This window comes from Halomonas dongshanensis (genome assembly GCF_024790395.1).
GTDB classification, from domain to species: Bacteria; Pseudomonadota; Gammaproteobacteria; order Pseudomonadales; family Halomonadaceae; genus Vreelandella; species Vreelandella dongshanensis.
On the sequence record NZ_JAJISC010000009.1, the window covers coordinates 33048 to 46021 of the forward strand.

The window sequence follows — 12974 nt, forward strand, 5'->3', positions numbered from 1 at the left end:
GCCATGGCAGGCCAACGCAAGAAACCTTCGCGTCGCGGTGCCACCACCCAACGTCGCGCGCCGCGCAAAAGCGGCGGTTTTCGCATTCCCGGCGTCGTCTGGGGCATCGTTGGCGTCGCGGCGGGGTTCTTCCTCGCCCATCATCAAAACGGCACCGCACCCTGGCAGGAGCGCCCCGACGAGACGCCCCAAGCGACGGTGCTACCCAAACCGAGCGGTGGCGGTGAACAGAGTGGCGGCAGCCAGCCGAGCATGCCGACCTTCGAGTTCTACACCCTGCTGCCGGAAACCGAGGTCATCGCCCCCGGCGGTGTACTGCCCTCCGAGGTCAACCGCCCGGAGATCACCGCGTCGAGCAGCGATGATAGCGCGAGCAGCAGCGATACCGCTGAGGACGATCCCATCGCCCAGGTGATCGCCGCCAATACGCGGCCGGAAGAGCGCGCGGCGACGGCCGAGTCCCCTCCTGCGGCCGCCTCCGCACCGGCGCAGCCCGCTAACAACACCCGCTACATGCTTCAGGCCGCTTCGTTTCGCGATCTGGCCGATGCCGAGCAGCTGCGCGGACGGCTGCGCAACCTGAGCCTGTTAGCTCAAATCACCGAAGTGCAGGCGGGGGGCAATACCTGGCACCGCGTCCAGGTGGGCCCCTACGAAGACACCCGCGAGCTCAACCGGGCGCAGGATTTGATGACCACGCAAGGCATCGAACCGCTGTTGATTCAGCTACAAAACTGAGTTTTTACTGAGCCTTTATTGAGCTTTTCACGGCGACAAGTGATGCGGGCGGTTGATTTTTCATCGACCGCCCGCATTTTGTTGGGCAACCGCTTTTACATCGGCGCGATGAGCGAAAGCACGGCCTTGTCACTTTCACCTGCCAACGCGCTTGGGTCGTACTGCGTTACCCGTGCTTTGAGCTGCATTTCGCGCCACCCGTCATCGGGAGCTCGCCTCCCCTCAAGGAGTATTCTCCATGACCACCATCGTTTCCGTACGCCGTGGCGACCAGGTAGCCCTCGCCGGCGACGGCCAAGTATCGCTTGGCAACACCGTGATGAAAGGCAACGCCAGCAAGGTGCGTCGCCTCTACCGTGGCAAGGTGCTTGCCGGGTTCGCTGGCGGCACGGCCGACGCCTTCACCCTCTTCGAGCGCTTCGAAGCGCAGCTCGAAAAGTATCAGGGTCATCTGACCAAAGCCGCCGTGGAGCTCGCCAAAGACTGGCGCACCGACCGCGCCCTGCGCCGTCTCGAAGCTCTACTCGCCGTGGCCGACCATAGCGCCTCGCTGATCATCACCGGCAACGGTGACGTGGTGGAGCCCGAGCGCGGCATCATCGCCATCGGCTCGGGCGGCAACTTTGCCCAGGCCAGCGCCCGCGCGCTGCTGGAGAACACCGAACTTTCGGCCCGCGAAATCACCGAGAAATCGCTGCAAATCGCCGGTGACATCTGCGTGTTCACCAACCATCACGTCACGCTCGAAGAGCTGAACATCAACGACCGCTAAGGCCACGCACATGACCCAGATGACTCCCCGCGAAATCGTCCACGCGCTGGACCAGTACATCATCGGCCAGCAGGATGCCAAACGCGCCGTGGCCATTGCCCTGCGCAACCGTTGGCGGCGCATGCAGCTCGACGACGCCCTGCGTCCCGAGGTGACGCCGAAGAACATCCTGATGATCGGCCCCACCGGCGTGGGCAAGACCGAAATTGCCCGGCGCTTGGCCAAGCTCGCTCGCGCCCCCTTCATCAAGGTCGAGGCGACCAAGTTCACCGAGGTGGGCTATGTGGGTCGCGACGTCGAGTCGATCATTCGCGACCTGATGGAAGCCGCGATCAAGATGGTGCGTGAACAGGCCAAGGTCGAGGTTCGTCATCGCGCCGAGGACGCCGCCGAAGACCGCGTACTCGACGCCTTGCTGCCGCCACCGCGCGGCCAGGAAGACAAACCGCGCGATGAAAGCGGTACGCGCCAGTCGTTTCGTAAGAAGCTGCGCGAAGGCCAGCTCGACGACAAAGAGATCGACATCGAAGTCACCGCCCAGACGCCGGGCATCGATATCATGACCCCGCCGGGTATGGAGGAGATGACCAGCCAGCTGCAGAGCATGTTCTCCAACATGGGTCAGCAGAAGCGCGAAAGTCGTCGCGTCACCGTCAAAGAAGCCCTGACCCTGCTGCGCGACGAAGAGGCGGGCAAGCTGGTCAACGAGGAGGAGATCAAGGCGCGCGCCGTCGAAGCGGTCGAGCAGCACGGCATCGTCTTCCTCGACGAGATCGATAAAGTCGCCAAGGGCAGCGGGCAGTCCAGCGGTGGCGAGGTCTCCCGCGAGGGCGTACAGCGCGACCTGCTGCCGCTGATCGAGGGCTCCTCGGTATCGACCAAGTACGGCATGGTCAAGACCGACCATATCCTGTTCATCGCCTCGGGTGCCTTCCACCTGTCACGCCCGTCGGATCTGATCCCGGAGCTGCAGGGCCGCTTGCCGATCCGTGTCGAGCTCGATGCCCTCACCCCCAACGACTTCAAGCGCATCCTTACCGAGCCTTCGGCCTCGCTGACCAAGCAGTATCAGGCACTTTTGGCCACCGAAGGGCTGGATATCGAGTTCACTGCCGACGGCATCGAGCGCATCGCCGAGATCTCCTGGCAGGTCAACGAGGGCACCGAGAACATCGGCGCACGACGTTTGCACACCGTGATGGAGCGCCTGCTGGAAGAGGCCTCGTTCAAGGGTGGCGACATGGATAGCCCGCTTGTCATCGACGCTGCCTACGTCAATGCTCAGCTCGGCGAGTTGGCGGTGGACGAGGATCTGTCGCGCTATATTCTATAGGCGACGTCTTTAGTCGGTATTGCTAAGGACCGTCCCTCGTCGGCCTGGGCGCGACCGGTAAACCGATCGCGCCCAGGCGCTATGCTTTGCTCACCGCACACCTCTTGGGAGCTTTTCATGGATAGCCCGACCCCCACGCGCGTTCACTACCACAAGGGCCAGCGGCTGCTCGAGCTTAGCTACGCCACGGGCGATAGCTACCGTTTGCCGATCGAGCTCTTACGCGTCTATTCGCCGTCGGCGGAGGTGCGCGGCCACGGCGGCGAAAGCGCCGTGCTCCAGGTAGGCAAGCGCGACGTTGGGCTGCTCGATATTTCCCAGGCGGGTAACTACGCCCTGAAGCTACACTTTGACGATGGTCACGATAGCGGCCTGTTCAGTTGGAACTACCTTTTCGATCTGGCCAAGCATCAGGACACCTACTGGGCCAACTATCTCGAGCGCTTAGCCGACGCGGGCGCCTCGCGCGACCCCGCCGGTATTCAGTTCAAGCAGTTGTAGCGTTTTAGCCTCGTCTGATTCGTGCTGTTGCGCCTAGTCAGGCCCGTTTCCTGAGACCGGTCAGAGACAAGCCGGGGCGACAAGGCTACAATGCGACCCACACTTAGCGAGCCGCAACACGCGCGCAGCAGATGAACGTGTCGGCGCCCGTGCTGGCGTCGGCGGTCACCGCCTCGAATTCGGGAGCCAGAGCCCCATGAGCCCCTCAGACAAGCGCACCACCCACTTCGGCTACCAGGAAGTGCCGGTCGACGAGAAAGCCTCGCGCGTTGCCGATGTCTTCCACTCGGTCGCTGCACGCTACGACATCATGAACGACGTGATGTCGATGGGTATTCACCGTATCTGGAAACGCTACACCATCGAGCGCGCAGGCGTGCGCCCGGGCCATCAGGTGCTCGACATCGCGGGGGGGACGGGCGATTTGACGCTCAAGTTCTCGCGTCTGGTCGGTCCTCGCGGCAAGGTCGTTCTCGCCGACATCAACGCCTCGATGCTCAAGGTCGGCCGCGACAAGCTAATGGACAACGGCGTTGGCGGCAACGTCGAGTACGTCCAGGCCAACGCTGAGTGCCTGCCATTTCCCGACAACAGCTTCGACTGCATCACCATCGCCTTTGGCCTGCGCAACGTCACCGATAAAGACGCCGCGCTGCGCTCCATGACCCGCGTGCTCAAGCCGGGCGGGCGCCTGTTGGTGCTCGAATTCTCCAAGCCACCCAATGCGCTGCTATCGAAGGCCTACGACGAGTACTCCTTCCGCTTTTTGCCGCGCATGGGCCAACTGATCGCCAGCGACGCCGAAAGCTACCGCTATCTCGCCGAGTCGATCCGCATGCACCCGGATCAGGAGACGCTCAAGGCGATGATGGAGGCTGCGGGGCTCGAGCGGGTGGAATACACCAACATGACCGGCGGCATCGTCGCCCTACACCGCGGCATCAAGCTGTGAGGTGGGCATGCTGGTAACCCCGACCCTGCTGCTGGCCGGTGGCGAACGTACGCTCAATGCTCTGCTCGCGCGCGACCCCGCCGCTCCCGCGCGCCTACAGGCGCTGGCGGGACAGCGCCTGCTGATTCGTTTCGAGCGCCCCGACCTTCACCTGGTAATTCATTACAACGCCCAGGGGCTCGATCTTCTACGCGGTGACGAGGTCGAGGAGAGTGAAGTCGACGCAGTGGTCGAGCTCTGCCCCGAAACGCTTTCGGCGTGGCTTAGTGGCAGCAGCCTCGAGCGTTTGATGTTCGAGGGGCGTCTCTCGGTGCGCGGGCGCATCCACCTGCTGGAAGCGACCCGCGAACTGCTGACCGATCTCGATCTCGACTGGGAAAACGAGCTTGCCCGCTTGCTGGGTCCTCTGCCCGCTCACTCGCTGGCCGAGGGCCTGCGCCGCGTGGCGCGCTTTGGCCTGCGCGCTCACGATGAGCTGATGCAAGATATCGCGGAGTACGTCTTCGAGGAGGCGCGTCTGCTTCCCGGGCGTCAGCAGCGCGACATTCTGCGCGATCACCTGACCGAGCTCGAAATCGCCACCGACCGCTTGGAAGCACGCTTGAAGCATCTGCACCAGCGCCTTCTGCGCGCCCAGGAGCGGTCACAATGAGCCTGCGTCTGTTCAAGATCCTCTGGATCGTTGCTCGCTACCGCCTCGATACTCTGGTGCCGGTCGAGCGCCTGCCGCTCTGGCTGCGCTTGCTCATGCCGCTGCTGCCGTTTCGCTGGTTACCGGTGGGCCAGCGCTCGCGCGGCGAGCGTCTACGTCTGGCGCTCGAGTCGCTGGGGCCGATCTTCGTCAAGTTCGGCCAGATGCTCTCGACCCGACGCGATCTACTGCCCGACGACATCGCCAACGAGCTTCGCCGCCTGCAGGACCAGGTGCCCCCCTTCCCGGGGGAGCTGGCCGTCGAGCGCTTGGAAAAAGCCCTCGAAATGACCCTCGCCGAGGCCTTCGCCGAGTTCGAGCGCGCGCCGCTCGCCTCGGCATCGATCGCTCAAGTCCACGCTGCGCGATTGCACACCGGCGAAGACGTGGTGGTGAAAATCATCCGCCCGGGCATCGAGCGCATCATGCGTCAGGACATGGCGCTGATGTACCAGGCCGCCAAGCTTTTTGCCAAGATCCCCGAGGCCAAGCGCCTGCGCCCGGTCGAGGTGATTCGCGACTACGAAGCAACGCTGTTCGACGAGCTCGACCTCTACAAGGAAGCCGCCAACACCTCTCAGCTCAAGCGTAACTTCAAGGATTCGCCGCTGCTGTTCGTGCCCACTATCTACTGGCCCTACACCCGGCGCCAGGTCATGGTACAAGAGCGCATTCGCGGCATTCCGGTCGCCGACATGGAGAGCTTGACCGCGCGCGGCACCAATTTGAAGAAGCTCGCCGAGCGCGGTGTGGAACTCTTCTTCACTCAGGTATTTCGCGATAACTTCTTCCACGCCGACATGCACCCGGGCAATATCTTCGTCAACTGTGACGACCCGGAAGACCCGCAGTACATCGCCATCGACTGCGGCATCGTCGGCAGCCTGACCCGTGAAGATCAGGATTATCTGGCGCGCAACCTCTTGGCCTTCTTCCATCAGGATTATTACGAGGTCGCGGCACTACACATAGAGTCGGGCTGGGTGGGCGAAAACACCCGCGCCAACGAGTTCGCCGCGGCGGTACGTACCGTCTGCGAGCCCATTTTGGAAAAACCGCTCAAAGACATCTCTTTCGGCCAGGTGCTGCTGGGGCTTTTCCAAACCGCGCGGCGCTTCAACATGGAAGTACAGCCTCAACTCGTGCTGCTGCAAAAAACCCTGCTGCATATCGAGGGGCTGGGCCGCCAGCTCTACCCCGATCTTGACCTTTGGCGCACCGCCAAACCTTTTCTCGAACAGTGGATGAAAGAGCGTGCCGGGGTCAAAGGCTTCTGGGAGTCGCTCAAGCGCCAGGCGCCCGAGCTTTCGCATCAGTTGCCCGAACTTCCCGTGCTCGCCCATCAGGCGCTGACGCGCATGGAGCAGGAGCAGCGCCAACGCCAACTTCAGGCCAAAGCAGTCGATAGCATGCGCGCCGAATTCGACGCCCGCGGCAAGCGTCACCAGCGTCTGCGCATCGGCCTATTACTACTTGCTGGCGCCCTTGCCTGGCAGACGCTGGGGCCTTGGATCGCCGCGCAGCAGTGGCCGGTACTCGTCGCAGGCGCGATTGGCCTGTTACTGCTAGTGTGGCAGTAGGCGCCGTTGCACCGCCCTGCCCAACGTTGTAAAAGGAGTCTTATGGATACGCCCTCCACGCCTGCGCAGAGCGCCACCGTTTTGGATGCCCTGGGGGAAGTGTTACGTCATCGCCGCAACGCCGCTCCCGAGTCTTCCTATGTTGCCTCCTTGCACCACAAGGGGCTCAACAAGATTCTCGAAAAAGTGGGCGAAGAAGCAACCGAAACCCTGCTCGCCGCCAAGGACGCTGAGCACGGCAGCGAGGCCGAGCGTCAGGCGCTGGTCGCCGAAACCGCCGACCTGTGGTTTCATAGCCTGGTCATGCTGTCGCACCTGGATCTCGATCACGAGGACGTACTCAAGGAGCTGGCGCGGCGATTTGGCCTCTCGGGCCACGCCGAAAAGGCAATGCGCACGACGTCGCCCTAGGGACTTTGGCCTCCTTAATACCCGCAACACACCCCGATTTTCATAACCGAACGCTTCGAACCCGCGAGGAAACGCATATGTTAGGTGGCATCAGTATTTGGCAACTGTTGATCGTGCTCGGCATCATCATCCTGATTTTTGGAACCAAGAAGCTGCGTAACGTCGGTACCGATCTCGGTGGCGCGGTCAAAGGCTTCAAGAGCGCCATGCACGAGGACGAAAAAGACGAAGAGAAGAAGGCCGACCCGCAGGCCAAAGTTGGCCACCAGGAGCCGGGCAACACCTACGATGTCCAGGCCGAAGCCAAGGACGTCGACGCGCGCGAAGAGCGCAAGTAAGCCATGCTGGATATCGGTTTTCTCGAGTTAATGCTCATCGGCGTCGTCGCGCTGCTCGTGCTCGGCCCCGAGCGGCTGCCGCGCGCGGCGCGAACCGCCGGGCTCTGGGTCGGCAAGATCAAGCGTACGATATCCGGAATGCAGCGCGAGATCAGCGCCCAGCTCGAAGCGGAAGAGCTGCGCCAGAAGCTCAACGAACAGCAGAAAAAGCTCGACGATAGCCTGACCAAGGCCAAGCGCGACATGGAGCGCATCACCGAGGCACCCGCCAGACGCGCGCCTTCGGCTAATGCAGCAGATGGCGCAACGAACGACGCAAAAGCCGACACGCAGCCCGATACAGCGGCCAAGGTGGCGCCAGAAACGGCCGCCCAGGCTGCCAACGCCTCGGCTCACGTCGATGAGGCGCTCGAGCAACTGCGTGAAACGCCTCCTGAAACCACGTCGACGCCGCCCTCAGAGTCTTCGTCCCACAAGGAAAGCGATCCCCGATGAGCAGCACTGGCGATCCTCTCGATTCACGCCCCGGCAACACCCCAAACGAACCTCCGCAGGCCCCGCTCATCGAGCACTTGATCGAGCTGCGCTCACGGCTGCTGCGCTCGGTGGTGGTGATCGTGGTGGTCTTTTTGGCGCTCTACGCCTTCTCCAACGACATCTACACCTTCGTTGCCAAGCCCCTGATGGCGCTTCTGCCCGAAGGCTCGCAGATGATCGCGACCGAAGTGGCCTCGCCGTTTCTCGCCCCCTTCAAGCTCACCTTGGTAGTGGCGGTGTTCATCGCCATTCCCTTCGTGCTGCACCAGGCCTGGGCCTTCGTTGCCCCTGGGCTGTATGAAAACGAGAAAATGCTGGCATTCCCGCTGCTGGTGTCGAGCGTGGTGCTGTTCTATGGCGGTGCGGCCTTTGCCTACTACGTGGTCTTTCCGCTGCTGTTCGCGTTCTTTACCCAAACGGGCCCAGAGAACGTTGCGGTGATGACCGACATCAACCAGTACCTGAACTTCGTCTTGAAGCTCTTCTTTGCCTTCGGCGTGGCCTTCGAGATTCCGATTGCCACTTTCCTGCTGATTCTCTCCGGCGCCACTACGGTGGAGAGCCTGTCGAAAAAGCGCCCTTACATCTTTTTGGGCTGCTTTATCATCGGCATGCTGCTCACCCCGCCAGACGTCATCTCCCAGAGCCTGCTAGCGGTGCCGATGTACCTACTCTACGAGATTGGGCTGCTGTTTGGCCGCTTAGTGCGCAAGCGCCGCGACGAGCAGGCGCGCGAAGCAGAAAAAGAGTCGGCCTAAGCGGCCACTTAAAACGCCGCCACTTAATATGTCGAAAGCCGCCAGCACCTAGGTGCTGGCGGCTTTTTTACGGTGTTACTAATGCTCACCAAGCCCGCGTACCGCGTCTAGGCCATCATCTCATCGACGCGATCGACCAGCTTAAAGATGCCCGTAGCGGCTTCGCTCAAGCGCGTCGCCAGCATATAGGCTGGCGTGGTAACGACGCGGTGTTCGAGGTCGACCACGATGTCATCGACGCCGCAGCTGCGGTGCAGCCCGCCCATGGCACTGATCGCCCCTGAAACACCAGGGTCGTTTCCTACCGTGACAGCAATGCCTTCACCCAAAAGGCGCGGTACCAGAGCCGGCGCAATGCACATCATGCCGATAGGTTTACCCTCGGTGAGAAAGCCCGCCAGCGCCGTCTTGAGCGGTTCGAAGACGCTCGCTTCGGCGCCCGCTTCGGCGAAGTCGGAAAGGTTCTTGGCCACCCCAAAGCCGCCGGGCACGAAAACGGCATCGAAGTCATCGGCGCTGAGCTCGTCAAGCGCGCTAACGTCTCCGCGCGCCAGCCGCGCCGACTCCGTCAGCACGTTGCGCACCTCCCCTTCGCTCACCTCTTGCGTACGGTGGTCGATGACGTGATGCTGCTCGATATCGGGCGCAAAGCAGCGGTATTCGATACCCAACTGGTCAAGACGCAGCAGCGTCAGCGTGGTTTCGTAGATTTCCGATCCATCGAACACGCCGCAACCGGCCAAAATGACGGCTACCCGCTTGGTCATGTCGTTCTCCTTGTCGAAGTGCCGCGCCCATGGCACGACCGTCGCTCACTTTAGAACAGTCTCTCCCCGGCCCACAAGGTGCCTTTCGCTGCACTCCGTCAGGGCTGATATACTCAAGCCAGACGTTCACGCGTAATTTGGAGATTCTCTTGAGCACGCTTACCCCCCGCCTGTTTCCCGCCACGCGCATGCGCCGGATGCGCCGCGACGACTTTTCGCGCCGCCTAATGCGCGAATCCACGCTCACCCCCGCCGATCTGATCTGGCCGGTATTCGTGCTCGAAGGCGACAACCAGCGCGAAGCCGTTCCTTCGATGCCGGGCGTCGAGCGCCTCTCCATCGATCTATTGATCGAGGCCGCTCGCGAGGCCGTGGCGCTGGGCATTCCGGCGCTAGCGCTGTTTCCGGTGGTCGGTCCCGAGCACAAAAGTGAGCTTGCCGAAGAAGCCTATAGCGCCAACGGCCTTATCCAGCGCAGCGTACGCGCGCTCAAGGCCGCGTTACCCGATCTTGGCATCATCACCGATGTCGCGCTTGACCCCTACACCAGCCACGGCCAGGACGGCATTCTCGACGAGCACGGCTACGTACAGAATGACCGCACGGTAGATACCCTGCTCAAGCAGGCGCTCTCCCACGCCGAGGCAGGCGCCGATGTCCTGGCCCCCTCCGATATGATGGATGGTCGTATCGGCGCTATTCGTCAGGTGCTCGAACAGGATAACCTGCACAACGTGCGCATCATGGCCTATAGCGCCAAGTACGCATCGGCCTACTATGGCCCCTTTCGCGATGCCGTCGGTTCGGCGGGCAATCTGGGCAAGGCCGACAAGCGCACCTACCAGATGGACCCGGCCAACAGCGACGAGGCCATCCACGAAGTCGCCCTCGACATCAGCGAAGGCGCCGATATGGTGATGATCAAGCCAGGGATGCCCTATCTCGACGTGGTCCGCCGGGTCAAGGAGGAGCTTAAGGTACCGACCTTCGCCTACCAGGTTAGCGGTGAGTACGCCATGCACTGCGCCGCCTTCGATCACGGCTGGCTCGATCGCGACGCCATCGTGCTCGAATCACTGATGTGCTTCAAACGCGCCGGGGCCGACGGCATCCTCACCTACTTTGCCGTTGAAGCGGCAAGGCTTCTGCGCGACGCTTAACCTTGGCATCCGCTTGTATGACAGTTCGATGACATCGAACTGTCATATTCTTTCGGCATACTTCTCAGTATTACGCCAATGGGCTATCTGGATGGGCTACGCTAAGACGAGGCCGCGCCCGCACGCCTACGAGGGGAATTGCCATGGACAACGTCGAGCCGAATGCGCCGCCTGCGGCATCACTAGAAGGCGCCTTCAACGACATCGACGCTCTGCCGCTGCGGATCAACCGCACGCCGACCGGCGTTCAGGCGCGTGAGACACCGCTTGAGACCAACCTCGACGACCCGCAGCTCTACTTCAACCGCGAGCTCTCCCACCTGCAGTTCAATATTCGCGTGCTTGAACAGGCGCTGGACGACGCGCACCCGTTGCTCAATCGGCTAATGTTCTTGCTGATCTTCTCCTCCAACATGGACGAGTTCTTCGAGATACGCGTGGCCGGGCTCAAGCACCAGATCGCGCTCGGCGACGATACCACCGGTGCCGATGGACGCCTGCCCAAGGCGGTGCTGGCAGAGATCTCGTTAGCCGCCCACGAGCTCGTTGCCCGCCAATACCAGATTCTCAACGACCAGCTGCTGCCGCTGCTCGACGCCCAAGGCCTGCGCTTTCGCCGCCGCGATCAGTGGACGGCGGCCCAGCGCGAATGGGCCCACGCCTTTTTCGACAGCGAGATCATGCCGGTCATTAGCCCCATTGGCCTCGACCCTTCGCATCCGTTTCCACGTCTGGTCAACAAGAGCTTGAACTTCATCGTCGAGCTCGAAGGCAAGGACGCCTTCGGGCGCGCCGGGGGCATGGCGATTCTGCCCGCGCCGCGCTCGCTGCCACGCCTCATGGCGCTGCCAAAGGAGCTCTGCGAGGAGGACTTCACCGAGTACGTCTTTCTCTCCTCGCTGATTCACGCCTACGCCGACGAACTCTTCCCCGGCATGCGCGTGCTGGGCTGCTACCAGTTTCGCCTGACGCGCAACGCCGACATGACCGTCGACCCCGACGAGGTGTCCGACCTGGCCTCGGCGCTACGCGGCGAGCTATTGGCGCGCCGCTACGGCAGCGGCGTACGCTTGGAGGTGGCCGACAACTGCCCTTCCGTACTCGCCGACTTCCTGCTGCGCCAGTTCCACTTGGAAGCGGATGATCTCTATCGCGTTCAGGGTCCGGTCAACCTGACGCGTTTGATGGCCATTCTGGGCGACGTCGACCGTCCTGAGCTCTTCTATCGCCCCTTCACGCCGGGCGTGCCCAAGGCGCTCAACGGAGGCAGTTTGTTCAAAGCCGTCGCCAAGCACGACATTCTGCTGCACCACCCCTTCCAGTCCTTTGCGCCTATCGAGGAGTTACTCCGTGAAGCAGCGCGCGACCCTAACGTGCTAGCGATCAAGCAAACGCTCTATCGTACTGGCGCGGAGTCGTCGATCGTCAACGCCCTGGTCGATGCCGCCAGCCACGGCAAAGAGGTGACCGTGGTGATCGAGCTGCGCGCGCGCTTCGACGAAGCCGACAACCTGCAGCTCGCCTCGCGCCTGCAGGAGGCCGGAGCCATCGTCATCTACGGCATCATGGCCTACAAGACCCACGCCAAGATGCTTCACATCGTGCGGCGCGAAGGCCGTGAGCTTCGCCACTACGCGCACCTTGGCACCGGCAACTATCACGCCAAGACCGCCAAGCTCTACACCGACTACAGCTTGCTGACCGCCAATCCGCAGCTCTGCGCCGACGTCCATCGCGTCTTCCAGCAGCTGTCGGGCATGGGCCGGGCGCGCAAGATCGATACTCTGCTCCACGCCCCCTTCACCCTGCACGAACGCTTGCTAGAGATGATCGAGCGTGAAGCGCAGCACGCCCGCCTAGGCAAGCGCGGCCACATCATCATCAAGTGCAATTCGCTAACCGAGCCCAAGCTGATCAAAGCGCTCTACCGCGCCTCTCAGGCGGGCGTGGAGTGCGACCTGATCATTCGCGGCATGTGCTGTTTGAAGCCAGGGATAGCGGGCGTTTCCGAGAACATTCGCGTACGCTCGATCATCGGCCGCTTTCTCGAGCACACCCGCGTGTTTCACTTCCACAATCTGGGTAAATCCGAGACCTGGTGCTCAAGTGCCGACTTCATGTCGCGCAACATGTTTCATCGCGTCGAGACCTGCTTCCCGCTGCTCGATAAGAAGCTCGCCACCCGCGTGCGCAAGGACTTGGAAACCTACCTGGTGGACAACTGCCAGAGCTGGCTTTTGCAGCCCGACGGCCGCTATCGCCAGCAGGACCCCGGCGGCAGCGATCCCATCAGCGCCCAAGAGACGATGCTTTACGCCTACGCCTCGAAAGCCTGAGTGCCTCTGGGACGAAGCCTGGGTGAGAAAGCGCTGAAAAACTGTCATGATGAGGGCGCCTCGCCTTAGCGCGGCGCTTTTGTCTTTTCGAGTGAGCGCT

General features: G+C 62.2%; 14 protein-coding genes. 13 read left to right on the top strand and 1 reads right to left on the bottom strand.

The features are described 5' to 3' along the window. Window positions 1–3 precede the first annotated feature (3 nt). The 11 genes from LLY24_RS16610 (at window position 4) to tatC (ending at window position 8611) form a co-directional block, all read left to right on the top strand. Complete coding sequence (locus LLY24_RS16610) at window positions 4–738, top strand: SPOR domain-containing protein (protein ID WP_259037428.1); 735 nt, start codon at window positions 4–6, stop codon at window positions 736–738. A gap of 238 nt (window positions 739–976) precedes the next feature. Continuing rightward, entirely contained in the window at window positions 977–1510 is a 534-nt protein-coding gene (gene hslV, locus LLY24_RS16615; protein WP_259037429.1) for an ATP-dependent protease subunit HslV, read from the top strand. Window positions 1511–1520: 10 nt separating this feature from the next. Next, window positions 1521–2843 carry an ATP-dependent protease ATPase subunit HslU gene (hslU, locus tag LLY24_RS16620; RefSeq protein WP_259037430.1) on the top strand — a complete coding sequence of 441 codons (1323 nt, stop codon included), beginning with the start codon at window positions 1521–1523 and terminating at the stop codon, window positions 2841–2843. 117 nt (window positions 2844–2960) lie between these two features. After that, on the top strand, window positions 2961–3344 hold the full coding sequence (locus tag LLY24_RS16625) for a gamma-butyrobetaine hydroxylase family protein (RefSeq protein WP_259037431.1): 384 nt from the start codon (window positions 2961–2963) through the stop codon (window positions 3342–3344). Window positions 3345–3540: 196 nt separating this feature from the next. Then, window positions 3541–4296, top strand: coding sequence for a bifunctional demethylmenaquinone methyltransferase/2-methoxy-6-polyprenyl-1,4-benzoquinol methylase UbiE (ubiE, locus tag LLY24_RS16630; protein WP_259037432.1), 756 nt, complete (start codon window positions 3541–3543; stop codon window positions 4294–4296). Window positions 4297–4303: 7 nt separating this feature from the next. Beyond that, a complete protein-coding gene (locus LLY24_RS16635) occupies window positions 4304–4948 on the top strand; it encodes a ubiquinone biosynthesis accessory factor UbiJ (protein ID WP_259037433.1) in 645 nt (214 codons plus the stop codon). Next, window positions 4945–6567, top strand: coding sequence for a ubiquinone biosynthesis regulatory protein kinase UbiB (gene ubiB / locus LLY24_RS16640; RefSeq protein WP_259037434.1), 1623 nt, complete (start codon window positions 4945–4947; stop codon window positions 6565–6567). The genes LLY24_RS16635 and ubiB overlap by 4 nt, the downstream gene beginning before the upstream one ends. 42 nt (window positions 6568–6609) lie before the next feature. After that, window positions 6610–6978 carry a phosphoribosyl-ATP diphosphatase gene (locus LLY24_RS16645; protein ID WP_259037435.1) on the top strand — a complete coding sequence of 123 codons (369 nt, stop codon included), beginning with the start codon at window positions 6610–6612 and terminating at the stop codon, window positions 6976–6978. Between the two features lie 77 nt (window positions 6979–7055). Continuing rightward, entirely contained in the window at window positions 7056–7316 is a 261-nt protein-coding gene (tatA, locus tag LLY24_RS16650; RefSeq protein WP_259037436.1) for a Sec-independent protein translocase subunit TatA, read from the top strand. 3 nt (window positions 7317–7319) lie between these two features. Next, window positions 7320–7811, top strand: a complete 492-nt coding sequence (gene tatB / locus LLY24_RS16655; RefSeq protein WP_259037437.1) for a Sec-independent protein translocase protein TatB — start codon at window positions 7320–7322, stop codon at window positions 7809–7811. Beyond that, entirely contained in the window at window positions 7808–8611 is an 804-nt protein-coding gene (tatC, locus tag LLY24_RS16660; RefSeq protein ID WP_259037438.1) for a twin-arginine translocase subunit TatC, read from the top strand. Before tatB ends, tatC begins: the two co-directional genes overlap by 4 nt. A 107-nt stretch (window positions 8612–8718) precedes the next feature. On the opposite strand, the gene elbB is transcribed toward tatC, so the two are convergent. Then, a complete protein-coding gene (elbB, locus tag LLY24_RS16665) occupies window positions 8719–9378 on the bottom strand; it encodes an isoprenoid biosynthesis glyoxalase ElbB (RefSeq protein ID WP_259037439.1) in 660 nt (219 codons plus the stop codon). A 149-nt stretch (window positions 9379–9527) separates the two neighbouring features. Here elbB and hemB point away from each other — a divergent pair, with 149 nt between their 5' ends. Together hemB and ppk1 are read left to right on the top strand one after the other, a co-directional pair. Next, window positions 9528–10538, top strand: coding sequence for a porphobilinogen synthase (gene hemB, locus LLY24_RS16670; RefSeq protein ID WP_259037440.1), 1011 nt, complete (start codon window positions 9528–9530; stop codon window positions 10536–10538). Window positions 10539–10681: 143 nt separating this feature from the next. Then, window positions 10682–12874, top strand: coding sequence for a polyphosphate kinase 1 (gene ppk1, locus LLY24_RS16675; RefSeq protein ID WP_259037441.1), 2193 nt, complete (start codon window positions 10682–10684; stop codon window positions 12872–12874). The last annotated feature ends 100 nt before the right edge of the window (window positions 12875–12974 follow it).